Genomic DNA, 24,491 nt, shown 5'->3' with positions numbered 1-24,491 from the left:
GGGTGAGGGGTCAGAAGAGGAAGTAGCGCTGGGCCATGGCCAGGACGTGGGCGGGCTCGCAGGTGACCTTCTCGCCGTCGACGGTGACCTCGTAGGTCTCGGGATCGACGGTGAGCGCCGGAGTGGCGTCGTTGAAGGCCATGTCCGCCTTCGTCAGCCGCCTGACCCCGCGGGCCGGGCAGATCTTCTTGCGCAGCCCCAGGCTCTGGGGCACTCCCGCATCGATGGCCGCCTGGGACATGAAGGTGATCGAGTTCGACGCCGGCGCCGCCCCGTAGCCGCCGAACATGGTGCGCATGAGCGTGGGCTCGGGGGTGGGGATCGAGGCGTTGGCGTCGCCCATGACCGCCGAGGCGATCTGGCCGCCCTTGAGGATCAGGGACGGCTTGACCCCGAAGAAGGCGGGTTCCCACAGCACCAGGTCGGCCCACTTGCCCACCTCCACGCTGCCCACGACCTCGGCGATCCCGTTGGTGCGGGCCGGGTTGATCGTGTACTTCGACACGTAGCGCTTGATGCGCAGGTTGTCGCCGCCCTCCGGGTCCCCGGCGAGCCTGCCGCGAGCCTTCTTCATCTGGTCGGCCACCTGCCAGGTGCGGATGACGACCTCGCCGACGCGCCCCATGGCCTGGGAGTCCGACGACGTCATCGAGAACACGCCCAGGTCGTGCAGCACGTCCTCGGCCGCGATCGTCTCCGGTCGGATGCGCGAGTCGGCGAAGGCGACGTCCTCCGGGATGGCGGGGTTGAGGTGGTGGCACACCATGAGCATGTCGAGATGCTCCTCAGCGGTGTTGCGCGTGAAGGGCAGCGTCGGGTTGGTCGAGGACGGCAGGATGTTGGGGTCCTGCGCCAGGGTGATGATGTCGGGGGCGTGACCGCCGCCGGCGCCCTCGGTGTGGAAGGTGTGGATGACCCTCCCGCCGATCGCGCGGCGGGTGTCCTCGACGAAGCCGCACTCGTTGAGCGTGTCGGTGTGGATGGCGACCTGCACGTCGAACTCGTCGGCGACCTTGAGGGCCTCGTCGATGACGGCGTGCGTGGCGCCCCAGTCCTCATGGATCTTGAAGCCGACCGCGCCGGCGCGCAGCTGCTCGGCCAGAGGTTCCCGGGCCGAGGCGTGGCCCTTGCCCAGCAGGCCGATATTCATGGGGAAGTCCTCGACGGCCTGAAGCATGCGGGCCAGGTGCCAGGCCCCGGGAGTGATCGTGGTGGCGTTGGTGCCGTCGGCCGGTCCCGTCCCTCCGCCGATCATGGTGGTCACGCCTGAGGCCAGGGCGGTGGCGACCTGGGTGGGGGAGATGAAGTGAATGTGGGAGTCGATGCCCCCGGCCGTCAGGATGCGGTGCTCTCCGGCGATCACCTCCGTGGAGGCGCCGATGACGATGTCGACGTCGTCCATGATGTCCGGGTTGCCCGCAGCGCCGATAGCGCTGATAACGCCGTCGCGGATGGCAACGTCGGCCTTGTAGATGCCGGTGTAGTCGATGATGATCGCGTTGGTGATGACGGTGTCGGGGATGCCCTCGTCCCGCGTGCGCTGGCCGTTGTGGCCCATACCGTCACGGATGACCTTGCCGCCTCCGAAGACGGCCTCGTCACCACGGTGGGTCAGGTCCCGCTCGATCTGGGCGAAGAGGTCGGTGTCGGCCAGACGGACGGCGTCCCCGGTGGTGGGGCCGTACAAGGCGGCATGCTGCCGGCGGCTGAGTTCCTTGCTCATGATGTGCTCCTGTGCTCTCAGCCCTCGACCGGGCCGTTCGTCTCGCCTGCCAGACCGAAGACCCGTCGCGCTCCCGCCAGCGCCACCAGGTGGACTGGTCGGGAGTCGCCCGGCTCGAAGCGAACCGCGGTTCCGGCTGGAATGTCGAGGCGGAAGCCACGAGCGGCCCGCCGGTCGAAGGACAGCGCGGGGTTGACCTCGGCGAAGTGGAAGTGCGAACCGACCTGAATGGGGCGGTCCCCGGTGTTGAGGACGTCGAGACGGAGGGTGGGGCGGCCCTCGTTGATGGTGATGGTGCCGCCTGCGAGTCGGTACTCCCCGGGGATCATGGCAGGCTCCTGCGAATCGGGTCGTGAACGGACACGAGCTTGGTTCCGTCGGGGAAGGTCGCCTCCACCTGGACCGCGCGGATCATCTCGGGGACTCCCTCCATGACGTCGTCGTAGGTCAGCAGCGTGGTCCCGTAGGCCATGAGATCCGTGACCGTGCGCCCTTCGCGGGCCCCCTCGAGGATCTCAGCGGTGATGTAGGCGACTGCCTCGGGGTGATTGAGCCGGATACCCCTGTCCTTGCGTCTTCGCGCTAGGTCTGCGGCGACGACGATGAGTAGCTTCTCCTGCTCACGAGGGGTGAGGTGCATTGGGGCTCTCCCAGAGATGGATCCGGAGCGGGCGCATAGGCGCGAGCTTGTCCGCGCACGACGGACGTTTATAGGCAATGCCTGGCATGTTGCAGAAACATTTCCGGTTGTTGAGCGGCAAGGTTCTGGGTGCACCTGCCCCCGTGGTTTTCCGCGTCATGGCGCGAGAGGGATGATTGTGGTTGACGTGCCATCGATCCTCGGCGACTGATGTCGATACTGAGGAAAAGAAGGGCCGGGATGCGTGCTGAGACGCATCCCGGCCCTGCGTGGGTGGTGGTCACCCTCAGCCCTGACGGGCCTTGAGGCGGGGATTCTTCTTGTTGATGACGTAGGTGTGGCCGCGGCGTCGGACCACCTTGGACCCCGGCTGCTTGGCCAGGGACCGGATCGAGGCACGAACCTTCATGTCGGCTCCTTTCCTTCTTCGTGTCCAGTGATGGCGGCGCGAGAGCAGGGATGAGGGGCGGTGGCGCCGATGAGCTTGACCCCGCGCGCGTGCGCCTGGTGGTACGGCTTGGCGCCCTTGAAGGACGGCAGGAAGGAGTGGTGGATGTTGATGACGTTGCCGCGCAGCTTCTCGCACAGGGACTCCGAGAGGATCTGCATGTAGCGCGCGAGCACGACGAGCTCCACGCCGAGCTCGTCCACGAGCCCCAGCAGCTCGGCCTCGGCGGCCTCCTTGGTCTCCTTGGTGACCGGGATGTGGTGGAAGGGGACGCCGTAGAACTCGGCGACGTCCCGCAGCGTCTCGTGGTTGCCCACCACGCCGACGACGTCGACCGGCAGCCCCTGGCTGCGGGCCCGGAAGAGCAGGTCGGTCAGGCAGTGCCCCTCCTTGGAGACCATGATGAAGGTGCGCATGGCGCGCCCCACCTCATCGAGGCTCCACTCCATCTCGTACTCGCCGGCCAGTTCGGCCAGGTCCTTCTCCAGCTCCACGCGCGGCACGGTGGTGAGCACCTGGACCCGCATGAAGAACAGGCCCGACTCCTCGTCCCCGAACTGCGAGGACTCGGTGATGTTCCCGCCGCGCCGGGCCAGCGCCCCCGTGACTGCGTGGACGATGCCGGGGCGGCGGGGGAGGGCGCCGACGGCGTGGCGGGAGCCGTCGCGGTCACGGGTGCAGTCGTACTGCGCAGCCTACCCAGCCGCGCGGCGCCCCTCCGAGTCGGGGCGGCCTCCGCCCGCCCCGCCGTCGGGCCTCCCATAGCGCAGCGCTCCCGCCGCACCGAGGGCGCTGAGCCCGACGACGATGAGCCCCACCCCGCCGACGCCACAGACCGCCGTCGTCCCGTAGCCCGGATCGAGCATCTGGATCGCCACCGCCGCCGTGATGACGACCATGAGGGCCACCGCCACCGACTGGATCCGGCGCTCGCGCCGGGAGCGGGCGTGGATCGCGGCGATGAGCGAGCTCGCCGCGAAGTACAGGCCCACGAGCACGCTGAGGGCCTCCACCGTGTCTGTGAAGAGCCCCTCGGAGACGAAGAGCAGGCCCGTCCAGGCGACCGAGGCGGCCGTGACCACCGCCGTCGTCCAGGAGGTGGAGCGCAGGCGGCCCGCCCAGGAGGGGACCTGGCGGGCGTCGGCCATCGCCTCGATCCCGCGCGCCGTCGGCACGAGGGTGGAGCCCAGGCTCATGATCGCCGAGGAGACCACCGCGACGCGCACCACCAGATGCCCCGTCACGGGAGCGGGGTCGACGGCGCTGTACGCCGTCCCGCCCACGGCGAAGAACCCCATGAGCCCCAGCATCGTCAGCGCGGTGACCCGCTGCGGCGCGCCTGCGCCCGTGACATCGGTGAGCGCGAAGATCGCGTCGAAGCCCCAGTAGGCGAAGACCGCCAGCAGCACCGCGTGGAACCAGTCGAGGGGCGAGCCAGTCATGGGCGCCAGGCGCACCCCGCCCCCGGCCACGAGCCCGGCGCAGACGATCGTCGCCCCGAGCCCCGCGATGACGGCGAGGTACTGCAGGGCCGCCATGAGCCGCAACTCGTAGAGGTCGATGAGGGCGGCGAGCGCGGTGAGCACCGCCGCCAGGGCCGCCTTGAGCGCCGCCGGCGCTGCGGGGGCGAGAAGGTCGGCGGCCACGTAGGCCATGCCGGAGGTGGCGATGACTCCGGTGGCGGCCAGGCAGAAGCCCGCGAACCACCCGGTGCGCGGCAGGGCGCGCCGCACCCATGTGTAGACGCTGCCCTTGTGCGGGTCGCGCCGGTCGTTGGCGCTCATGCCCGCGGCCACGAGGGCGGCGGGGATCGCCGCCAGGAGGTAGACGACGGCGGTGCCCGAGCCGACCAGCGCGGCGATGAGCGGCGCGGTCACCATGATCGAGTACCACGGCGCCGTGGCCGACAGGGCGAGCGCGGATCCCTGGAGGACGCTCAGGCGCGGGCCGCCAGCCGCGCCGCCACCCGGATCGCCCGGGCCTGAGCGCGCGCTGCCGGCCGCGGTCCCACGCGCGCCCCCGCCCTCGCGCGGAGGGCGCGGCGGCGTCGTCGACCCGGGTGCCAGCACTGCTCCCGGCGCCTAGAGGCGGATCCGGTTGGGCACGAACCGGCAGTAGTAGTCCGTGATGGGGCCGTCGGACTCGCGGATGCCCAGGCCGTAGCACTCGTCGCCCACCATCCATGTGCCCAGGACCGGGCGGTTGTGCAGGTGGTCGGAGCCGGTGAAGTCGGGGAGCTTGCAGAACTCCTGGATGACATAGCCCTCGATGCCCCAGCCGCCGGGCTGGACGATGTGCCGGCCCTCCCCGTGCAGCTCGATGTTCGCGCCCTCGCGGGCGTGCAGGGGCTTGATGACGTACTCGGACATGCCCATCGTGTCGTGTCGGGCGCGGGCCTCATCGGGGTACATGTAAGTGGGGATGAGGTTGGGGTGGTTCGGGTAGAGGTGCCACAGCGCCGCGCTGAGCGCCTTGGTGGACAGGAACATCGTCCAGGCGGGCTGGAACCAGTAGTCCGGCTTGAGCGCGCAGATCGCGGGGCCGAACTCCTCGAACATCATCTCCTCCCACGGGTAGAGCTTGAAGATGGCCTCCAGGTGCCTGTTCTTCCCATCGGTGAAGCGGGCGGTCTCCCTGTCCAGCCCGAGCTGCTTCATCTCCACGAGAGTGCTGGTCAGGCCCGCTTGGATGGCGGTGTCCATGAGATAGCCCGTGGTCATGAGGTCCTCGCCGGAGTCATCGGCGTCGGTGTAGGCGAAGTGGTACATGTGGGGGCGCAGGCCGTGGAGGCGCCCGAGGTGGTCGTCGATGCGGCCCCACTGGGCGATGAGCTCCTCGTGGATGCCGTTCCACTGGTCGATGCCGGTCACGCCCGCCTTCAGATGGACGTCCTCGTGCCAGTACCACTGGATGAGGGCGGCCTCCACCAGCCCCGTGGGGGTGTCCGCGTTGTACTCCAGCATCCGGGGCGGCCGCCCGTCGTTGCCCGAGTAGATGAGATCGAAGCGCGAGTAGAGCGAGGGGTCGTCGCGGTCGAGGGAGACCGTGGCGTACTCGATGGCCTCTCGCGGGATGCCCAGGTTGAAGGGCGAGCCCGGCTTGAGCGACTCCTCGGCGAGGAAGCCGGCGGCGTCCTTGGCCATCATGTGGAGGTTCTCGCTGGTGCGCTCCAGGAGGTCGACCTCGTCCATGGTCAGCTCGTAGCAGGCGAACTCGTTCCAGTAGCTCGTGCTGATCCCCGTGGCGGGGTCGGTGGTCTCGGAGAAGACGAGGCCCTGGTGGGCGATGGTGTCGCGCCACCCGGGGCGCGGTGAGGATGGGACGCGCTGCACTCAGGACCCCGATCCGCCCTTGGAGCCCGAGCCGAAGCCCCCGTGGCGGGTGCCCGAGCCCCGCGAGTAGGAGCCCCCTGAGCGGTCCGAGGTGGTGACCTTGCTGCTCGACGACGGCTTGGAGTCGCTGTACCCCGAGGGCACCTTCTGCCCGACCCCGGGCGCGCTCACCGAGGAGCCGCGCGAGATCGGCATGTAGACCCAGTGGGGGTGGGAGTGGGAGTGGGAGGCCGGGCCCGTGTCGTCGTCGCACTTCTTGTCCTCGACGCGCTCCCCCGTGGCGGGATCCTTGCAGACCTTGACGTAGTCGGCGTCGGTGTTGCCGTTGTCGGAGGCGCAGCCGGCGATCCCTCCGATCCACAGCGCCGCTGCGGCGGCGGTGACGGCGGAGACCACGACCCGTTGGCCTTGGATCCTCGTGTGCATCCCTCGTCCTTCCTGCGCCGCGCGGGAACAGGGAGCCCGACGCCATACGGCCCTAGCCTAGGGGCGGGCGCCGCGCTCGACAACGGCGCTGGCACGGCAGCGCTCCCCATGGCCCCCATACGGGGGCCATGGGGAGCGCTCAGCCCTGGCGGGCCTTGAGGCGGGGGTTCTTCTTGTTGATGACGTAGGTGTGGCCGCGGCGTCGGACCACCTTGGACCCCGGCTGCTTGGCCAGGGACCGGATTGAGGCACGAACCTTCATGTCGGCTCCTTTCCTTCTTCGTGTCCAGTGAGGGCGGCGCGAGACCGGGGGCGGTGGCGCCCCGCCTGAGCGCCTACCGCTTGCGCTTGCCGTAGCGGCGCTCGAACTTCTCCACCCGGCCGGCCGTGTCCAGGATGCGGCCCTGGCCGGTCCAGAACGGGTGCGAGGCGCTGGAGACCTCGACGTCGTAGACCGGGTAGGTGTTGCCGTCCTCCCACTCGATGGTCTCCGACGACGTCAGGGTCGAACGGGTCAGGAAGGCGAAGCCTGCGGACTTGTCGCGAAAGACAATGGGCTGGTAGCTGGGGTGGATCCCAGGACGCATACGAGCTCCTTGGATGGGGGTGAATATGAGATCTGATGTGGTGAACGAGTACCGGCAGCGGTGCTGAGAGGGGAGCGGCTGTGAGCGTGCTGCGCCGTGGGCCCCGGCGGGTGCGGGCTCGCAGACCCACCCCGCCCGCACCCGCCTACCAGGAGGACTTGACGATGCCCGGCAGCTCGCCGCGCAGCGCCATCTCGCGGAAGCGCACCCGGGAGGTCCCGGTGACGCGCAGGTGCCCGCGCGGACGACCGTCCACCGCGTCACGCCGACGCAGGCGAGTGGGGGAGGCGTCGCGGGGCAGCGCGTGCAGCGCCGCCATCGCCTCATCGCGCTCGTCCTGGCTCAGGTGAGGGTTGACCGAGGCCCGCTTGAGCTCGGCACGGCGCTCGGCGTAGCGCTCCACCACCTGCTGGCGCCGCAGCTCGGCGGCGATCTTGGACTTCTTGGCCATCAGCGCGACTCCTTGTACTCCACGTGCCGGCGCACCACCGGATCGAACTTGCGCAGCACCAGCCGGTCAGGGGTGTTGCGGCGGTTCTTGCGGGTCACGTAGGTGTGGCCCGTCCCCGCGGTGGAGACCATCTTGATGATCGGCCGCAGGTCCTTGCCCTTGGCCCCGCTCATGACAGCTTCTCCCCTCGGGCGAGCATCTGAGCCACGACGACGTCGATGCCCAGCTTGTCGATGGTGCGGATGCCCTTGGCGGACACCGTCAGGCGCACGGTGCGCCCCAGGGACGGCACCCAGTAGCGCTTGCGCTGCAGGTTGGGATCCCAGCGCCGGGGCGTGCGCTTGTGGGAGTGGGAGACGGACCGACCGAAGACAGGCCGGGCCCCCGTGACTTGGCAGTAGGTGGTCATGACGAGCATGATATAAGAATGATTCTCAGTTTCGTCAACTCTGCTGGAGGACCTCGTGACCGATCCCTCGGATGACTTTGCCGGCAACCTCGCTGACATCCCCGGCTCCCCGGCCGACGGCCGGCACACCCTGGCCGTCATCGGCGCCGTCGACCCCGCCCTGCTGGACCTGGTCGACCTCGCCCTGGCCGGCCAGGACGCCGTCGTCATCCGCGCCGGGCTCCACTTCGCCGCCGACGACGAGGCCGACAGCAGCGCCGCCGACGACGACCTGGTCCGGCTTGTCAGCCACAGCTCGGCCGAGGGCTTCGACGACGAACCGGTCAGACTCGACATCCCCATGCCCTCCACCTGCCCCACCTGCTCCCTGCGGGAGGTCCTGGCCGCCGTCGCCCAGGACCGCGCCGCCCAGGACCCGCGCGGTACCACCGTCATCCTCCTACCGGCGGCCATCGAGCTCGCCCACCTCCTGCCCGGCCTGGCCGAGGAGCTCACCGGCACCGGCGTGAGACTGGCCGGAGCCGCCCACGTCCTGGACGCCACCACCGCCCTGGACGAGCTCCTCGAGCACCGCCAGCTGAGCGCCTTCCCCGGCGACACCCGCTGCACGGGCGCCGTCCACCTGACCAACCTCGGATACGCCGACCTCGTCCTGGCCCTGGGGCGCGAGGAGGACCCGGCCGGGGCCGACCTCATCGAGCACCTGCGCCCCCACGACGCCCTCCTGCTCCCGGGCCTCGACGCACCCCTCCTGGAGACCCTCACTGCCCTCACCCACGACGTCACCGCCTCCTTAAGCCGCATCCACCCCGCCACCACCAGCGCCTGGGGCGGCCCCGACGAGCACGGCGTGTGGACCCTCGACCTCAGCGCCTCCCTGCCCTTCCACCCCGAGCGTCTGCGCTCCCTCGTCGTTGAGCTCGCCGGTCAGGGCCTGTGCGCTCGCGGCTGCTTCTGGCTGCCCAGCCGCCCCGGCCGGGTCTGCACCTGGGAGGTCGCCGGAGGCGCCGTGAGCGTTGGCGACGCCGGAACCTGGGCGGAGGTCCCGGCCGCCCCCTCCGATGCCGACGACGACACGGCCGGCGAGCCCCGCTGCCACCTCGTGGTCACCGGCGTCGGGGACGAGGAGATGCGCGAGCAGGTGCGCCGCGCCTTCTCCCGGATCCTCCTGCGCCCCGAGGAGATGGCCCAGGCCCTGGCCTGGATCGGCGCCGACGACGGCCTGGGCGACTGGTTCGGGCAGGAGGGCCAGGAGGGCTGAGCGCCCGCCGCCGCTGTGCGAGCCCCACCCCAAGTAGGCATGAGGTGGCACGGGGAGCCGCTGGCCTGCACTGTGCGCGAGGGGACGGCACGGCTCCGCTCCGGCACGGTAGGGTGTTCCTGTCGCGACTGGCGCCGGGTGGATCACCACCGGGGAGCGGCACGAACACGACTCCGGGGTCGCCCGCCTGGGCCACGGATCGCCCACCAGTGCGCGCACAGCCGCCTGCCATGGCGCAGCGTGCGCCCCACACCTGAGGAGAGACATGACCGCGCAAGCCGTCACCCCGTCCCTGAACCAGCCGCTGGCCGAGCTCGACCCGGACATCGCCGGGGTCCTCACCGGCGAGCTCGCCCGCCAGCGCGAGACCCTGGAGATGATCGCCTCGGAGAACTTCGTTCCCCGGGCCGTCCTGGAGTGCCAGGGCTCGGTCCTGACCAACAAGTACGCGGAGGGCTACCCGGGGCGCCGCTACTACGGCGGCTGCGAGGTCGTCGACCTCGCCGAGTCCCTGGCCATCGAGCGCGCCAAGGCCGTCTTCGACGCCGAGTGGGCCAACGTCCAGCCCCACTCCGGGGCCCAGGCCAACGCCGCCGTCCTCCACGCCCTGGCCACCCCCGGCGACACCCTCCTGGGCCTGTCCCTGGCCCACGGCGGCCACCTCACCCACGGCATGAAGATCAACTTCTCCGGCAAGAACTACAACGCCACCGCCTACGGCGTGGACGAGACCACCATGCGCATCGAGATGGACCAGGTGCGCGAGGCCGCCCTGCGCGAGCGCCCCACGGTCATCATCGCCGGCTGGTCCGCCTACCCCCGCCACCTCGACTTCGCCGCCTTCCGCTCCATCGCCGACGAGGTCGGCGCCGCCCTGTGGGTGGACATGGCCCACTTCGCCGGGCTCGTCGCCGCCGGCCTGCACCCCAACCCCGTCCCGCACGCCGACGTCGTGTCCACCACCGTCCACAAGACCCTGGGCGGCCCCCGCTCCGGCATGCTCCTGTCCAGCCGCGCCGAGCAGTGGGGCAAGAAGCTCAACTCCGCCGTCTTCCCCGGCCAGCAGGGCGGCCCCCTCATGCACGTCATCGCCGCCAAGGCCGTGGCCATGAAGATCGCCGGCACCGAGGAGTTCCGCGAGCGCCAGGAGCGCACCGTGCGCGGCGCGGCCATCATCGCCGAGCGCCTGGGGGCTGACGATGTCAAGGCCGCCGGCGTCAGCCTGGTCACCGGTGGCACCGACGTGCACCTGGTGCTGGTGGACCTGCGTGACTCCTCCCTGGACGGTCAGCAGGCCGAGGACCTCCTGCACACCGCCGGCATCACGGTCAACCGCAACGCCGTCCCCTTCGACCCGCGTCCCCCGCGCGTCACCTCCGGCCTGCGCATCGGCACCCCCGCCCTGGCCACCCGCGGCTTCGGCGACGCCGAGTTCACCGAGGTCGCCGACATCATCGCCGCCACCCTCGTCCACGGCGCCGCCGGCACCGCCGACGACGAGACCCTGGCCGCCCTGCGCGGTCGCGTGCGCGCCCTGACCGACGCCTTCCCCCTCTACCCGGGGCTGGCCCAGTGAGGGCTCCCTGGAACGGGGCGGCCCGGGTCCTGGACGGCAAGGCCACGGCCGCCGCCCTCAAGGCCGAGCTCAAGGAACGCGTGACGGCACTGCGCGAGCGCGGTGTCACCCCCGGCCTGGGCACGGTCCTGGTGGGGGAGGACCCCGGCAGCGTCAAGTACGTCGCCGGCAAGCACGCCGACTGCGCCGAGGTCGGCATCCTCTCCATCCGCGAGGACCTGCCGGCCACCGCCACCCAGGCCGAGGTGGCCGCCGCCGTCGACCGCCTCAATGCCGATGACGCCTGCACCGGCTACATCGTCCAGCTCCCGCTGCCGGCGGGCGTGGACACCAACGCGATCCTGGAGCGCGTCGACCCGGCCAAGGACGCCGACGGCCTGCACCCCACCAACCTGGGGCGCCTGGTGCTGCGGGCCTCGGGGCCCATCGACTCGCCCCTGCCCTGCACGCCGCGCGGCTGCATCGAGCTCATGGAGCGCCACGGCATCGACCTGGCCGGCCGTAACGTGTGCGTCGTCGGCCGCGGGGTCACGGTGGGCCGCTCCATCGGTCTGCTCCTGGGCCGCAAGGACGTCAACGCCACTGTGGACATCTGCCACACCGGCACCACGGACCTGGCCGAGCACGTGCGGCGGGCCGATGTCGTCATCTCGGCGGCCGGCAGCCCGGGCATCATCACCCCGGAGATGGTCGCCCCCGGCGCCGTCGTCCTGGACGTGGGCGTCTCGCGCGTGGTGGACCCCGCCACCGGCAAGGGCCGCATCGCCGGTGACGTCGCCGACGGCGTCGACGAGGTGGCCTCCTGGCTCTCGCCCAACCCCGGCGGTGTGGGGCCGATGACTCGCGCCCTGCTGCTGGCCAACGTGGTCGAGACCGCGGAGCGCTCGCTCTGAGGGACGTCGCCGCTCGCCCGACCGGCCGATAACCTTGAGGCCATGACGGACGAGTCCCACGGCGCCCATCCCTCCCATCCTGACCACCCCACCCATCCGGCTGAGTCGGCAGGCTCCCCGAGCTCCTCGGGACCTGAGCCGACTCAGCCGGAGGCGTGCCCGCCGACCCCCGCGGACGCGGCGCCCGTGTCGCCCTCGCCGACCGCGACCGACCCCCAGGACCCGCAGCCGCACAGGACCGGCCTGCGGCGTCGAACCCTCATCCTCGGAGCGGCCGGCGCCGGCGCCCTCATCGTGGGCGGAGCCATCCTGGTGCGCTGCACCACGGGGCGCCGGAGCTCGCCGACGCCCACGGCCACCGACTCGCCGGCCTCAGCCGCCTACCGCCCCGCCTACCACTACAGCCCCGCCACGGGGAATCTCGCCGACCCCAACGGCCTGGTCCTCTACCAGGGCGAGTACCACCTCTTCCACCAGCAGGACGGCACCTGGGGTCACGCGATCAGCTCGGACATGGTGCGCTGGAAACGCCAGGGGACGGCCCTGGAGCACGACGCGCAGGGCCTGGCCATGTCCGGCAGCTGCGTCGTCGACGGGGCCAACACCTCCGGCCTGGTCACCGGCGGCGGCCTGGTCGCCGTCTACACCTCCACCGAGGGCGGTGAGGCCCAGTCCCTGGCCTACTCCACCGACCGAGGGAGGAGCTGGCGACGCTTCTCCGGTAACCCCGTCATCCCCAACGACGGGCGCAAGGACTTCCGCGACCCCAAGGTCTTCTGGCATGAGGACTCCAAGGCCTGGATCATGATCGTCTCCGCCGGGGACCACGTCTCCCTCTTTCGCTCCACCGACCTCAAGGCTTGGAGCCACGCCAGCGACTTCGGCCAGGGCATCGGCTCGCACGCCGCCGTGTGGGAGTGCCCCGACCTCTTCCCCCTGACCGACTCCAGCGACGGGCGCACCCGCTGGGTCATGACCCTCTCGATCGGCGCCAACGAGGAGACGGCCGGCTCCACCGCCCAGTACTTCATCGGCGACTTCGACGGCTCCGTCTTCTTCCCCGAGGACCGCGACACCCGCTTCACCGACGTCGGCCAGGACTTCTACGCCGCCCAGAGCTTCGAGCACGTTGAGGGCCGCCGCGTGTGGATGGCCTGGCTGGGCAACTGGAACTACCCCTACTCCCTGCCCACCGGGGACTGGCGCGGTGAGATGAGCATCCCGCGCGAGCTGTCCCTGACCACCATCGGCGGCAAGCGCACCCTCGTGCAGAAACCCGTCCCCGAGCTCGACGCCCTGCGCGGGCGGGCCACCGATCTCTCCGGCCTCAAGGCCACCGACACGGTGACGGCTCTGGGCACGGGACGCACGGTCGAGATCGACCTGACGTTGGACGTCTCCCAGGCCTCTGAGGCCTGGCTGGGCCTGGCCCGCGGCACGGTTGACGGCAAGACCCAGGAGGTGCGCGTCGGCGTCGACATCTCGGCCGGCACCCTCTACCTCGACCGCACCGACGGTGGGCTCACACAGGTCGACGGCAAGGACGAGGGGACCACCACCGACTTCGCCCTGCGCCGTCAGGCGCGGTACCACCCCACCGGCTCCACCGTGCGTCTGCACCTCTACCTGGACCGCTCCAGCCTCGAGGTCTTCGTCGACGACGGCGCCACCGTCGGCAGCCTCCTGGTCTTCACCGCCCCCTCCTGCCAGGAGATCGTCCTGGGAGCCCAAGGCACGGCCACCATCACGTCGGGAAGCCTCACCCCCCTGGCCGCAGCCCTGTAAGGACGCCGCGGGACGCTTCGACGACAAGGAGGCGGGGCCGCCGGAACTTCTGTTCCAACGGCCCCGCCTCCTGCTCGAGCAGTGATGCCCTGAGTGCGGCGCCTACTTCAGCCGCTGCGGGCGGGTGTCACCGCCGTTGGAGCGGGCCCGGTCCGAGGGGATGTCCGCGAAGCCCCCCAAGCCGTTGGTGCCGTAGGTGCGGTCCACCGAAGTGGTGTCCCCGGAGATGTTCAGCTTCACCGTCGGGGCCAGCGAGCCCCCGCGCACCGGGTTGCCGTCCTTGTTGCCGCCGATGGAGTCGATGAAGGACTCCACCAGGCCGCCGGGCATGACGTAGTGCGAGTAGGACTGGAAGGTGTACGGGCTCTGGTTGAAGTCCGGCGAGTAGGGCTTGCCCGGGTTGAAGTTGAGGTTGATGGGGTTGCCCAGCGCGATACCCGTGTTCTGGTTGAGCGGCTTGTAGTCGCTTCGCAGCCCGTCGCCCACGAAGCCGTAGACGCCCTCGGGGCCCTGGAGCCCGTCGGCATAGGTCTCCCGGTGCGAGATCGTGAACAGGTAGTACTTGCCGTCCTGGAAGTAGATCTGGGGCCGCTCGGTCTGGTCATTGACGCAGTTGCCGCTCAGCAGCGGAGGCAGGTACTCCCACTGGGTCATCGCCTTGTTCTTGGCCCGGGCCAGCCCCACATTGGCCAGCTGGTAGCGGCCGCCGCGCTGGTTGACCGCCTCGACCGTCTCCGCCTTGGGGTCGCCCTGCTCGTAGCCCAGATCCTCCGCGGTGCAGGTGGCCACAGCGGTGTTCTGACCGGCCTTGGCCGCGGCGTCGACGTACTGCTGCTCACGGACGAAGGCCGAGTTGCCCTCGAAGACCATGTACTCGGTGGGGTCCGAGGGGTTGTTCTGGTCGCGGAAGGTGAAGGGGTCGCGGAAGTTCACGCCCGGGTTCTGCTCACGGGTCTGGTAGTACTTGCCGTCCGGGACGAGCAGCTGGTGCTGGGTGCGGAACCCGGTGAGCCACACGCCGTTCTCGTCAGCGTAGATGCGTCCCTCGGACTGTACGATCCGCGGGTCGTAGGGCTTGGAGGCCGCGTTGTTGCCGTCCTGACCGTAGCCCCCGTCGCCGCTGCCGCCGGTGGTGGTGTTGTAGAAGGCCACCGAGGTGTAGAACATGCGGATCTTGTTGCCCTCCATGAGGCGGGCCGAGCCGGACCACTCGGTCTGGGCCGTGAAGCTCTGGTCCTCGAAGATCGAGCCGGAGGCGCCGTCGGGGAAGACGTGCCCCCCGTAGATCCACCCGCCGTTGGAGCTGTTCGCGCCGTCGGCCGAGGAGGTCTGCGTGCCGGCCTTGCGGTAGAAGAAGCCCAGACGCGCGTGGGTGTGGCGGTCGTCGAAGGTGTAGCCGGCGTGCCGGTCGGCCACCAGGGAGAAGGCGATCTCCCAGCCGTTGTAGGAGATCTGGTGGGCGGCCTCGTCAGTCAGCGTCCAGGTGTCCCACACCCATACGTCGTCGCTCGTGGCCGGGAAGCCGTTGGAGATCTCCGGCATCGTGAGCTGCTCGGGCATCGAGTTGGTGCCCGACGGCGCATTGGGGTTGGAGACGCGCTGGATCTGCATGGCGTCTGCGCGGGTCCACTTGGCGGTGTAGTTCTCCTCGACCCCGTGCGCCGCACCGGTGTGCTTGGTGGCGTTGGCCCATCCGGGGTTGTCGGCCTTGAAGCCCTTCGCGTCCTGGGCCGCGGCCCCACCGGCGGCCTGCTGGTCGCTCTGGCCCGCCTGACCCTGCTCGGTGGGGCTCTGGCTCGCCTGCGCCTGGCCGGCAGGGGACTGGTCGTTCTTCTGGGCCGCTCCCGCCTCGGGTGAGGCCTCGGCAGTAGCGGTGGCGGTGGGGGAGGCGCTGGGGGAGGGCGTCTCATCGGCGAGCGCGGTAGTGCCGGACCCGGCTACCAGGAGTCCGAGCGTCAGCGCCACGGCCAGTCGTCTGCGACGGGCGCGGAACGAAGTGTGTGTCACGGTCATTGTCCGTACTGTCCTTACTCATGAGGGATGAGGGTGTCAGTGCGCCGTGAGCCGATGTTCGTGATCTCCCAGGCCCAACCTTAGGAGAACCTGGAGGCGGAGGGACAGGCCTTTGGACCGCTCTGTCAATATCGGGACACTGCCACCAAAGACGTAGGCCCTGCATTCTCAGGGTTTCTTGAGGTTCTCGGTAATTTGGTGACATAGACCACAAGCCAAGGGCTTATCGTCCGGTTAGTCTTGATCCCGTTCTCCGTGAGCTGTCTGGTCTCCCAGCCTGTCGGTTCAGGTGGTCGTCCGCTGCCGGGCGGCCCCGTGTCTAACGGAGATCCTGTGAATACTCTTCCCATCCGTCTGCGACGGTTATCCGCTTCAACAATCGCTTTGCTGGCTGCGCTCGCCCTGAGTGCGGCCGGCCCGGCGGTGGCCGCTACAGCGCCGAATACGGCGGGGCAGTCCACCACCTCCCTGCGCAACACCTCCACGGTGAGCGCCCAGTCCCTGGCCCAGATGGTCGCCGGTCCGAAGGCGACAGTCTCCAACGCATCCGTCTCCGGCAAGGACGTCCAGATCGGCACGGTCAAGGGACTTCCCGGTGACGGCAACGCCATCACCGAGGGTGTCGCCCTGTCCACCGGCTCCCTCGTCGACCCCGATCCCACTGCCGACTCCGACACCGACATCACCCGCTCCGCGGTCCTGGGGCCCAATGACGCCTTGGACACCACCGGTGACTTCGGCCTCGCCGAGGACCCGGCAGGACTGGCCAAGGTGGCCGGCACCGACGTCTACGACGAGGCCGTCCTGGAGTTCGACGTCACCGCCACCAGCTCAAACATCGTCCTCTACTACAGCCTCGGCTCCGAGGAGTACGCCGGCGCCACCGAGGGCACCCCCGCCTCCTGGCAGTCGCGCGGATACAAGGACCCGCTGAGCATCCAGGTCAATGGCACCGAGTGCGCCCACGTCCCCGGCACACAGACGGCCGTGAGCGCCGCCTCGATCAACGAGTCCTCCAACGCCGCCTACTACACGGCCAATGTCTCGGGACACACACCGGGGCAGATCCCCGTGGAGTTCAACGGCTACACCTCCGCCCTGCCCTGCCAGGCCTCCGTCACCCCGGGGCAGAAGGTGCACGTGCGCGTGGCCATCGCCGACGCCCAGGACGGCCAGCTCGACTCCACGGTCCTCCTGCGCACCCAGGGACTGGGCTTCACCGACAAGCCGATCACCGACCCCTGCAACGCCAAGGCCGGCAGCTGTGACATCCCCGGCAACAGCAACGGCTCCAACGGTGCGAAGAACGGCAAGGACTCCACCACCCCGCCCGGTCAGGGCAAGCCGGGCGTGACCGACTACAGCGCCGCCTCGCCCACCGCGAGCCCCAAGAAGACGGTGGCCGGTCTGCCCCTGACCGGAACCCAGGCGCTCTTCCTGGGAGGCATCGCCCTGCTGCTCCTGGCCGGCGGCGGTGTCGCGCTCATGCTGCGTCGTCGGCGCCTGACCGGCTCTGAGGCCGGCTGACAGGAACTGCGGCCAGCAGACGGCTGACGGGGCGGATGAGGAGAGCCTCATCCGCCCCGTCAGTCTGTTTCTGCGGCTCACCGCTGCTGGGCGCTCAGTCCTCTTCCGGCCGGGAGTCGCGACGTGCCGTCAGCTCCTTGGCCAGCATCGCGCATCCCAGGATGCACAGCGGCATGGAGGCCAGCCACAACAGGGTGCTGACGCGGGACAGCAGCGAGGTCTGAGCCAGCACGGGCAGGACGGCGGCGATGACGATAACCGCCATCCACGCGCCGACTCGTCGGGCGCTGCGCGGTGCTCGGGCGTCGTCGGGTTCCATGACCCGATCCTCTCACCCGGTGATCTCGAACCTGCGCTCATCCAGGCAGCCGGCGTGCAGGTCGGTGACGGTGAGCCGGCGCACCGAGGCCCACCGCGGGCCGCGCCTCAGCCACGCGATCAGCCGGCCCACGGCCTCCGGCTCGCCCTGAGCCATGACCTCGACGTCGCCGTCGGGCAGGTTACGGACCTGCCCCACCACCCCCAGCTCCTGGGCGGTGTAGGCGCAGTGGTAGCGGAAGCCCACCCCCTGGACCGTGCCCTGGACCAGGACGTGAACGGTTCTCACGGTGCTGGCACTCCTACCGGCGTCGCTCATGGCCCTATCGTCTCAGGCTCAGGGCCGAGCGCGTAGGCTTGCCGCCATGCGTATCGCCACTGTCAACGTCAACGGCATCCGGGCCGCCGCCCGCAAGGGCATGGGGGAGTGGCTCGCCGCCTCCGCCCCCGACATCCTCCTGCTCCAAGAGGTCCGGGCCGACGAGCAGATCGCCGTCGACCTCCTGCCCGGCTACGAGGCCGCCATCTGGCCCTGCCGCATCAAGGGGCGTGCGGGCGTGGGCGTCGCCGTGCGCGAGGGCGGCCCCGCCACCCTCGGCGAGTTGCGCTACGGCGTGGCCGCGCCCGGCACCGAGGAGCCCGACGTCGACTCCGGCCGCTGGCTCGAGGCCGACCTGAGCCTCACCGGCTTCGACGGTCTCGAGCGGCTCACCGTCATCTCCGCCTACCTGCACTCGGGCCAGCTGGGCACCGAGAAGATGGACCAGAAGTACGCCCACCTCGAGCTCGTCGACGCCCGCATGGCTGCGCTCCTGGCCGCCGCCCGTGATGGTGGGCCCCAGGTCGTCATGGCCGGGGACCTCAACGTGGTGCGCTCCGAGCGCGACATCAAGAACTGGAAGCCCAACCACAACAAGATCGCCGGCGTCATGGACGAGGAGATCGCCCACCTGGAGGGCTGGTTCGCCTCCGGCTGGGTGGACGCCTCGCGTCACCTCGTGGGGGACGAGGAGCAGGGGCCCTACACGTGGTGGTCCCAGCGCGGTAAGGCCTTCGACAACAACACCGGCTGGCGGATCGACTACCAGGTCCTCACCCCCGCCCTGGCCGAGCGGGCCCACAGCGTCACCGTGGACCGGGCGCCCGACTACGCCTCGCGCTGGTCCGACCACGCCCCGCTCGTCGTCGAGTACCGCTGAAGACGCGGCTGACCTTTTCGGAGAGCACGTCGGGGTCGGGTGCCTGTTCGGCCCGACCCCGACGGCCTCTCAGTAGCGGATCGCGTCGATCGGCCGGATGCGGGTGGCCACGATCGCCGGGATGATGCCCGCCAGCGCGCCCACGGCGGTGGCCGCGACCAGGCCGATGACAGCCGCCACCATGGGGAAGGGCGGGGTCGTGGTCACCGGGATGCCGAGGAAGGCGCTCAGCGGCATGACGCGCATCCCCACGATGGCGATCCCGATGCCGACGACGCCGGCGACCACGGTGGCCACCACCGACTCCAGCATGATGGAGAAAAAGATGCGTCGGCTCGTCGCCCCGAAGGAGCGCCGCACCCCGATCTCGTGGATGCGTTGACGCACGGTCACCAGTGAGATGTTGACCAGGCTCAGGGCCCCCAGCAGCATGACGAACACGCCGGCGGCCGTGACCACCTGGGTGAAGGTGTTCGCGCTGGAGCTGAAGCCGCCGCCCTGGAGGTTGTCCTCGGCCTGGGTCGAGCCCTGACCGAAGCGCGCGTCCAGGTCCTTCTTGGCCAGGCTGGCGACCTCTTTCGCGCCGTCCTGACCGGCCCAGATCTCCAGCGTGGGGGCGGGGCGGGCGGCGTCCTTGGGCAGCCAGTGCTCGTAGGGCGTGTTGAGGGCGAAGGCGGTCACGGGCTGGGTGCACGGCAGGCCCGCGTCCCGCTCGGGGTCGCCGCTGCAGCCCATGAGGGAGAGGTCCTCCGCCTCCAGGACGCCGACGATCGTGAAGGAGGTCTGCACCGGGGAGAAGGAGGTGATGGTGACCGGCTCGGTGAGCTGCTGGATCCCCATGGCGTCGAGGAAGCCCTGGGTGACGACCATGCTCGGGGAGAGGTCGTCCTCATCCTGCGCGGTGAACCAGCGTCCCTGGGAGACGGTCTTGTGGTGCAGGAGCCCGTAGCTCAGGCTCACGGTCTGGGTGGGCACGCTCCGAGCGCCGTCGGGGAAGGAGAAGCGCACGTTGGAGGTGTAGGTCGTCGCCCAGGACTTGACCTCGTAGCGCTCGACGAAGCTGTTCATCGCCGTGGAGATCTTCGCCGCTGTCGCAGCGCTGGTCGTGGAGCCTCCACCCGCGCTACCAGCGCCCCCTGCAGCGCCCGCACTGCCTGCGCCGCCGGTACCGCCCGCACCACCGGCACCGCTCGCACCGTCGCCGCCGGTGCCGCCTGAGTCGCCGCCGGTGCTCGACTCGGGGGCGTCGTCGGCCTGGAGGGCCTGGTCCAGGCCCTTGCCGGTGGGGCTGACGTTGATCGTCACCGTGCCCGGGCGGCCGGTGTACTTCTCGCTGACCTTGTTGATGGCGTCGACGGAGACCTGACCCAGGGCGATGACGAAGGTCATGGCCGCCACCGCCGCCGCCACGCCCACCAGCGACAGCAGGACCCTCAGCTTGCCGATGCGCAGCTGGGCCCATGCCTCGACGATGGCGCCGAAGAATCCGGTGAGAATGCCGTTCATGAGGCTCCTTCGTGGCTGGTGGGCGCCGACGGGTAGGGGGATGTCGGAGGGGTGGTGACGACCTCACCGAACTCCTCCAGGCTGCCGACCTTGCGACGCATGACGGAGATCGGGGTCAGGGCGCCGTGGTCGAGCCGGTACTGGGTGTGGGCGCGGCCGGCCACGGCGAGGTCGTGCGTGATGATGATGAGGGCGGCACCGTTCTCGGCGCACTGGCGCTCCAGGAGCGTCATGACCGAGTTGCCGGTGTCGACGTCGAGGGCGCCGGTGGGCTCGTCAGCCAGGATGACGCTGGGGCGGCGCGACAGCGCCCTGGCGATGGCCACCCGCTGCTGCTCACCTCCCGACAGGCGCGAGATGGGCGAGCCTACCTTGTCACCCAGGCCCACGGCCTCCAGCAGCTCGGCGGCCCGTGCGCTGCGGGTCCAGAAGGCCCTGCCGGTGTCGTACAGGAGGGGTGCCGCCACGTTCTCGGTGGTGGTCAGTCCCGGGATGAGGTTGAAGGACTGGAAGACGAAGCCGAAGGTCTGCCCTCGCAGGTGGGCGCGGCGACTCTCCCCGAGCCGGGAGGTGTCGGTGCCTGAGAGCGTGTAGTGGCCCGATGTCGGCTTATCGATGAGACCCAGGATGTTGAGCAGAGTCGACTTTCCCGTTCCCGAGCGTCCCACGATGGCCACGTGCTCACCAGGGGAGACGCTCAGGTTGACTCCCGTGAGGATGTGCAGGGGCTCGGAGTCGGGGACGGTGAAGGTACGGGTGATCTCCCGCAGCTCCAGCAGCCCGCTCACAGGATCTCCTTGCCTTCGGAGTCGTAGCAGGCGGAGTTGTCCGGCTCGCAGGTGTCCGGCGTCCCGGTGCGGCGCGTGTCCTTGTTGGGGACGAACTGCAGGACCTGCTGGTCGGCCTTGAGACCGGCGGTGATCTGGATGTTCGTACCGTCTGTGATCCCCAGCTTCACAGCGGTCTTGACCGCCTTGGAGGCGTCCCCGGACTCGGGTACCAGCCACACGAAGCCCGAGCCGACCTTGCCCTCCACAGCGGTGACCGGAACCATCAGGGCCTCTGAGGCGCTGCCGGCGTCAACGCTGATGGTCACCGGCATACCGGCGAAGACCTTCTGGTCGCCGGGAACCGCGCAGCGCATCTCCACGCTGGTGCCGTCACCGGAGGTGGTCGTCGTCGAGCCGTCCCCACCGGTGGTCGTGGAGGTGGAGGCCTTGGTACCGACCTTGAGGTTGTTGCACTGGAAGGGCGCCGGGCCCCCCTCCAGGGTCAGGGTCGCGGCAGTGGGCGCGTTGGTGAGCCGGTACTGCTGCGCGGCGCTGACGGTCCCAGTGGCCGAGTAGGTCGCCGGGGTGATGGTGGCCACGACGACGCCGACGCCGGTCTCCTGCTGCTTGAGGACCTTGGGGGTCACGGTGCCGCTGACGGGGGCGTAGATCGTGGACCAGGTGACCTTGTCCTCGGTCGGGGTCTGGGTGACGTTGCCGCTCTCATCGGTCTTGGTCACCGGGGGCTGGGACTCGGAGTGCTTGATGTAGAGCAGCGGGTCACCGGCACTGACCTGGGTGTCCTTCTCTACGGCGACGGAGTCCACCACGCCGGCCAGGTCGGCCTGGACCTCGACCGTGGCGTCCTGAACGATGTGACCCTTGACCGAGACCGTGTTGGAGATGCTGCCTTTGGTCACGGGGACGGTCTTGACGTCGGCGGCGTAGCCCGGGGAGATGTCAGCGGTCGTCCCGTCGCCCTGCGAGGGGAAGAAAGCGATCTTCACCAGAGCGACGGCGACGATCACCGCAATGAGGGTTTTGAGGGCGGGCCAGACGAAGCGCTTCACGGCGTCCTCCATGGAAGGCGGCGGGATCAGAACCGGGTAGGGGCCCGGGCTCCTGATGAATACGCGCAGAGACTACGGCAAGAGCGGTTGTCTGACCTCATCCTGAAGGAGGAATGCTGACAGTCCTCTCCAACCGAGGTTGGAGAGGACTGATCACCGTCAGGTGCGGGTTCCAGCGGAGCGCTGGGCGGCTCAGGCGAGCCTGCCGGCCGGGGCGGCGGGAACCGCGTCGAGGAAGGCCGGCGGGTTGAAGCCCTCGCGCTGGTAGGCCTCGGCCACGGCGCGGGCCACGTCGTGGACGGCGTCGGCGTCCACCAGGGCGATCGCCGAGCCGCCGAATCCGCCGCCGGTCATGCGCGCCCCGTGGGCGCCGGCGGCGCGGGCCGCCTCCACGGCCACGTCCAGCTCGGGGCAGGTGCACTCGTAGTCCACACGCAGTGACTCGTGCGAGGCGTCCATGAGCCTGCCCGCCTCGGCGAGCTTCTCTCCGCGCAGGGGCTGCCCGTCCTGCAGAAGCGCCACGAGCCGGCGGGTGCGGTCGATCTCGGTGACGACGTGGCGAGTGCGCTTGACCAGCTCGTCGGCGTCGTCGCTGTCGGTGGCCGCGAGGCGCTCCAGGGCGCCGGGCAGGTCCTCGATCGCGATGTCCGCCAGGAGCTCCACCCCGAGGATCTCAGCGGCCCGCTCGCAGGCCGCTCGCCTGGCCCCGTACTGGCCGTCGTCCAGGGAGTGCTTGGCCTTGGTGTCGATGACCAGGAGGGCCAGGCCCTCGGCGGCCAGGTCGAAGGGCACGTGGGTCACCGAGCCGTCGCGGCAGTCCAGCTCCAGGGCGTGACCCTCGCGGCAGCGCATGGAGGCCGACTGGTCCATGCCGCCGGTGGGGGCCCCGGCCATCTCGTTCTCCGTGCGCACGCAGTTGGTCACCAGGCGGGCGCGCCCGGCGTCGTCGGGCTCCTGCGCAGTCCCGGCCAGGCCCAGGTGCGCGACCTCGTCAATGGCGACGGCGGCCGAGCACTCCAGGGCCGCCGAGGAGGACAGTCCGCCTCCCAGGGGCACGCAGGAGACGAGTGCGGCGTCGAAGCCGGGCAGGTTCTCGAAGCCGTCGCGCTCCAGGGACCAGGCGACGCCGGCGATGTAGGAGGCCCAGTGCGCCACCTCCCCGGGGGTTCCCTTCGGACCGATCGTGTCGAGGTCCATGACGTCGACCTTCTCCCGGGTCTGGGGGGAGACCAGGCGCACGACGCGGTCCTCGCGGCGCCGCAGCGCCAGGTGCGCCCGGTGTGGCAGGGCGATGGGCAGAGCCAGGCCGCCGTTGTAGTCAGTGTGCTCGCCAATGATGTTGACGCGCCCGGGGGCGTACCAGACGCCGTCGGGCTCGGCCCCGAAGACCTCCCGGAACAGGGCGGTGGCGGCCTCGGCGCCCTCCTGGGGGCTCAGCGCAGGGGCGAAGACGGGAGCATCGTTGGTCATCGTGTTCTCCTGTGGTGGGTTGTTGTGAGTGAGCGGACAGGCTGAGGAAGGGGGCGGGAGCGGTGGGGCCGGGTCAGGTGGCGATGGTCAGGCGGGTACCGGCCTGCTGCAGGGCGTCGACGCCGTCGGCGTCGGGCTCGGCCTCGGTCACCAGGACCCCGATGTCCCGGGTGGCGCAGAAGGAACGCAGCCCCAGGACCCCCCACTTGGAGGAGTCCAGCGTGGCCACCACCGTGCGTCCGGCGGCGACCAGCGCCTGGTTGGCGGAGGCCTCCTGCAGGTTGGGGGTCATGAGCCCGGCCTCGGGAGTGAAGCCGTGGGCGCCCAGGAAGACCCACTCCACACGCATCGTGCTCAGTGCGTCGATGGCCACCAGTCCCACCAGGGCGTTCGACGGCGTGCGCTCGCCGCCGGTGATGACCACCGTCGGGGCGTCGCGGTTCTCGGCGCGGGCGGCGTCGGCGGCGTCGAAGAGTACCTGCGCGGCGGGAAGCGAGTTCGTGATGACGGTCAGGGTGGGGAAGTGCTCCAGCTCGGTCAGGGCCTGGGCGAGCGCCAGCGTGGTGGTCCCGGCTGACAGCGCCAGGGAGTCCCCGGGGCGGACCATGGCGGCCGCGGCCTGACCGATGCGGCGCTTGGCCTCCAGGTTGAGGGTCGACTTGGCGGTGAATCGCGGCTCGAGGGTGGTGGGGCCGGCGGCCACCGCCCCGCCGTGGACGCGCTCGACCAGCCCCTGGGTGACGAGCTCGGTGATGTCGCGGCGCACGGTCATCTCCGAGATGCCCAGCTCCTCGACGATATCGGCCACCCGGACCCCGCCGGTGGCCGCGACCCGTTCCAGGATGTGCTCCTGGCGCTGACGGGCGAGCATCGGGGCCGGACGGGGCGATCCGACGGCGGAGGCTGAGGGGCCGGGTTGCATGGGCCCAGTCTGCCAGACCTCGACGTCGAAAACGCCATGTCCGCACGTTCCCGCACAGAGTCGCACAGGCGGCGGCGGTGGCGGCCGTTCCACCCGTTCGGTCGGTCATGGCACACTTATCCCGCTCGTGCCGCGCTCCCGGCTGGGATAACGGGGGTGTGACAC

General features: G+C 70.3%; 26 protein-coding genes, 1 pseudogene and 1 riboswitch. Of the genes and pseudogenes, 6 read left to right on the top strand and 21 right to left on the bottom strand.

All coding sequences use genetic code 11. The features are described from left to right. Positions 1 to 10 precede the first annotated feature (10 nt). From ureC to rpmB, 13 genes and pseudogenes are all read right to left on the bottom strand, one after another. Positions 11 to 1,723, bottom strand: a complete 1,713-nt coding sequence (gene ureC, locus AB7V09_RS07690) for an urease subunit alpha (protein ID WP_419143385.1) — start codon at positions 1,721 to 1,723, stop codon at positions 11 to 13. A 17-nt stretch (positions 1,724 to 1,740) separates the two neighbouring features. Beyond that, positions 1,741 to 2,052, bottom strand: a complete 312-nt coding sequence (locus AB7V09_RS07685) for an urease subunit beta (RefSeq protein WP_009405845.1) — start codon at positions 2,050 to 2,052, stop codon at positions 1,741 to 1,743. Next, positions 2,049 to 2,363, bottom strand: a complete 315-nt coding sequence (locus tag AB7V09_RS07680; RefSeq protein WP_009406366.1) for an urease subunit gamma — start codon at positions 2,361 to 2,363, stop codon at positions 2,049 to 2,051. The genes AB7V09_RS07685 and AB7V09_RS07680 overlap by 4 nt, the downstream gene beginning before the upstream one ends. A gap of 286 nt (positions 2,364 to 2,649) precedes the next feature. Further along, complete coding sequence (ykgO, locus tag AB7V09_RS07675) at positions 2,650 to 2,772, bottom strand: type B 50S ribosomal protein L36 (RefSeq protein ID WP_003782012.1); 123 nt, start codon at positions 2,770 to 2,772, stop codon at positions 2,650 to 2,652. 56 nt (positions 2,773 to 2,828) lie between these two features. Then, positions 2,829 to 3,431, bottom strand: a pseudogene (locus tag AB7V09_RS07670) (formyltetrahydrofolate deformylase); the annotation flags it as partial. Between the two features lie 75 nt (positions 3,432 to 3,506). Beyond that, positions 3,507 to 4,880 carry an APC family permease gene (locus AB7V09_RS07665; protein WP_139018920.1) on the bottom strand — a complete coding sequence of 458 codons (1,374 nt, stop codon included), beginning with the start codon at positions 4,878 to 4,880 and terminating at the stop codon, positions 3,507 to 3,509. A gap of 12 nt (positions 4,881 to 4,892) precedes the next feature. Beyond that, positions 4,893 to 6,143 (bottom strand): glutathionylspermidine synthase family protein, encoded by a 1,251-nt coding sequence (locus AB7V09_RS07660; protein WP_009747537.1) that lies wholly within the window; start codon positions 6,141 to 6,143, stop codon positions 4,893 to 4,895. Then, positions 6,144 to 6,569 carry a hypothetical protein gene (locus AB7V09_RS07655; protein WP_009406036.1) on the bottom strand — a complete coding sequence of 142 codons (426 nt, stop codon included), beginning with the start codon at positions 6,567 to 6,569 and terminating at the stop codon, positions 6,144 to 6,146. Between the two features lie 139 nt (positions 6,570 to 6,708). Beyond that, positions 6,709 to 6,831 carry a type B 50S ribosomal protein L36 gene (gene ykgO / locus AB7V09_RS07650; protein ID WP_003782012.1) on the bottom strand — a complete coding sequence of 41 codons (123 nt, stop codon included), beginning with the start codon at positions 6,829 to 6,831 and terminating at the stop codon, positions 6,709 to 6,711. 73 nt (positions 6,832 to 6,904) lie between these two features. Continuing rightward, complete coding sequence (locus AB7V09_RS07645) at positions 6,905 to 7,156, bottom strand: type B 50S ribosomal protein L31 (protein ID WP_003789587.1); 252 nt, start codon at positions 7,154 to 7,156, stop codon at positions 6,905 to 6,907. 145 nt (positions 7,157 to 7,301) lie between these two features. Next, positions 7,302 to 7,607 (bottom strand): 30S ribosomal protein S14, encoded by a 306-nt coding sequence (gene rpsN, locus AB7V09_RS07640; RefSeq protein ID WP_070660171.1) that lies wholly within the window; start codon positions 7,605 to 7,607, stop codon positions 7,302 to 7,304. After that, entirely contained in the window at positions 7,607 to 7,780 is a 174-nt protein-coding gene (gene rpmG, locus AB7V09_RS07635) for a 50S ribosomal protein L33 (RefSeq protein ID WP_003789591.1), read from the bottom strand. The genes rpsN and rpmG overlap by 1 nt, the downstream gene beginning before the upstream one ends. After that, positions 7,777 to 8,016: a 50S ribosomal protein L28 gene (gene rpmB / locus AB7V09_RS07630; protein ID WP_003789593.1), complete on the bottom strand. Its 240-nt coding sequence runs from the start codon at positions 8,014 to 8,016 to the stop codon at positions 7,777 to 7,779. The genes rpmG and rpmB overlap by 4 nt, the downstream gene beginning before the upstream one ends. A gap of 55 nt (positions 8,017 to 8,071) precedes the next feature. Here rpmB and AB7V09_RS07625 point away from each other — a divergent pair, with 55 nt between their 5' ends. From AB7V09_RS07625 to AB7V09_RS07610, 4 genes are all read left to right on the top strand, one after another. After that, positions 8,072 to 9,277 carry a GTP-binding protein gene (locus AB7V09_RS07625; RefSeq protein WP_419143384.1) on the top strand — a complete coding sequence of 402 codons (1,206 nt, stop codon included), beginning with the start codon at positions 8,072 to 8,074 and terminating at the stop codon, positions 9,275 to 9,277. Positions 9,278 to 9,391: 114 nt separating this feature from the next. Beyond that, a riboswitch (ZMP/ZTP riboswitch) is annotated at positions 9,392 to 9,477 on the top strand. A gap of 65 nt (positions 9,478 to 9,542) precedes the next feature. Then, positions 9,543 to 10,853, top strand: a complete 1,311-nt coding sequence (gene glyA / locus AB7V09_RS07620) for a serine hydroxymethyltransferase (RefSeq protein WP_419143383.1) — start codon at positions 9,543 to 9,545, stop codon at positions 10,851 to 10,853. Then, on the top strand, positions 10,850 to 11,746 hold the full coding sequence (locus AB7V09_RS07615) for a bifunctional methylenetetrahydrofolate dehydrogenase/methenyltetrahydrofolate cyclohydrolase (protein ID WP_003789598.1): 897 nt from the start codon (positions 10,850 to 10,852) through the stop codon (positions 11,744 to 11,746). Before glyA ends, AB7V09_RS07615 begins: the two co-directional genes overlap by 4 nt. A gap of 42 nt (positions 11,747 to 11,788) precedes the next feature. Beyond that, entirely contained in the window at positions 11,789 to 13,531 is a 1,743-nt protein-coding gene (locus AB7V09_RS07610) for a glycoside hydrolase family 32 protein (RefSeq protein WP_419143382.1), read from the top strand. Positions 13,532 to 13,633: 102 nt separating this feature from the next. On the opposite strand, the gene AB7V09_RS07605 is transcribed toward AB7V09_RS07610, so the two are convergent. Beyond that, the gene (locus tag AB7V09_RS07605; protein ID WP_279013365.1) at positions 13,634 to 15,544 is read right to left on the bottom strand and encodes a glycoside hydrolase family 68 protein; all 1,911 of its coding nucleotides are present in this window, start codon (positions 15,542 to 15,544) and stop codon (positions 13,634 to 13,636) included. A gap of 384 nt (positions 15,545 to 15,928) precedes the next feature. Here AB7V09_RS07605 and AB7V09_RS07600 point away from each other — a divergent pair, with 384 nt between their 5' ends. After that, on the top strand, positions 15,929 to 17,071 hold the full coding sequence (locus AB7V09_RS07600) for a choice-of-anchor L domain-containing protein (protein ID WP_419143381.1): 1,143 nt from the start codon (positions 15,929 to 15,931) through the stop codon (positions 17,069 to 17,071). Positions 17,072 to 17,165: 94 nt separating this feature from the next. Here AB7V09_RS07600 and AB7V09_RS07595 read toward each other — a convergent pair whose 3' ends face one another. Next, a complete protein-coding gene (locus tag AB7V09_RS07595) occupies positions 17,166 to 17,390 on the bottom strand; it encodes a hypothetical protein (protein ID WP_075375238.1) in 225 nt (74 codons plus the stop codon). A 12-nt stretch (positions 17,391 to 17,402) separates the two neighbouring features. After that, positions 17,403 to 17,678 carry an acylphosphatase gene (locus AB7V09_RS07590; RefSeq protein WP_378075015.1) on the bottom strand — a complete coding sequence of 92 codons (276 nt, stop codon included), beginning with the start codon at positions 17,676 to 17,678 and terminating at the stop codon, positions 17,403 to 17,405. Between the two features lie 76 nt (positions 17,679 to 17,754). On the opposite strand from AB7V09_RS07590, the gene AB7V09_RS07585 reads away from it, so the two are divergent. Then, positions 17,755 to 18,588 (top strand): exodeoxyribonuclease III, encoded by an 834-nt coding sequence (locus tag AB7V09_RS07585; RefSeq protein WP_279013379.1) that lies wholly within the window; start codon positions 17,755 to 17,757, stop codon positions 18,586 to 18,588. 69 nt (positions 18,589 to 18,657) lie between these two features. Here the strand turns inward: AB7V09_RS07585 and AB7V09_RS07580 are convergent, their stop codons facing one another. From AB7V09_RS07580 to AB7V09_RS07560, 5 genes are all read right to left on the bottom strand, one after another. After that, positions 18,658 to 20,094: an ABC transporter permease gene (locus AB7V09_RS07580; protein ID WP_075415471.1), complete on the bottom strand. Its 1,437-nt coding sequence runs from the start codon at positions 20,092 to 20,094 to the stop codon at positions 18,658 to 18,660. Continuing rightward, a complete protein-coding gene (locus AB7V09_RS07575; protein WP_009406267.1) occupies positions 20,091 to 20,882 on the bottom strand; it encodes an ABC transporter ATP-binding protein in 792 nt (263 codons plus the stop codon). Before AB7V09_RS07575 ends, AB7V09_RS07580 begins: the two co-directional genes overlap by 4 nt. Beyond that, positions 20,879 to 21,946, bottom strand: a complete 1,068-nt coding sequence (locus AB7V09_RS07570; RefSeq protein WP_003789614.1) for a biotin/lipoyl-binding protein — start codon at positions 21,944 to 21,946, stop codon at positions 20,879 to 20,881. Before AB7V09_RS07570 ends, AB7V09_RS07575 begins: the two co-directional genes overlap by 4 nt. A gap of 180 nt (positions 21,947 to 22,126) precedes the next feature. Then, positions 22,127 to 23,404, bottom strand: coding sequence for a galactokinase (gene galK, locus AB7V09_RS07565; protein ID WP_419143380.1), 1,278 nt, complete (start codon positions 23,402 to 23,404; stop codon positions 22,127 to 22,129). Positions 23,405 to 23,477: 73 nt separating this feature from the next. Then, the gene (locus AB7V09_RS07560; protein ID WP_075375285.1) at positions 23,478 to 24,275 is read right to left on the bottom strand and encodes a DeoR/GlpR family DNA-binding transcription regulator; all 798 of its coding nucleotides are present in this window, start codon (positions 24,273 to 24,275) and stop codon (positions 23,478 to 23,480) included. Positions 24,276 to 24,491 lie beyond the last annotated feature (216 nt).

It is taken from the genome of Actinomyces sp. SKVG-SVH-4(1), from assembly GCF_048514265.1.
GTDB classification, from domain to species: domain Bacteria; phylum Actinomycetota; class Actinomycetes; order Actinomycetales; family Actinomycetaceae; genus Actinomyces; species Actinomyces oris.
This window is presented reverse-complemented; position numbering and strand designations above follow the sequence as displayed.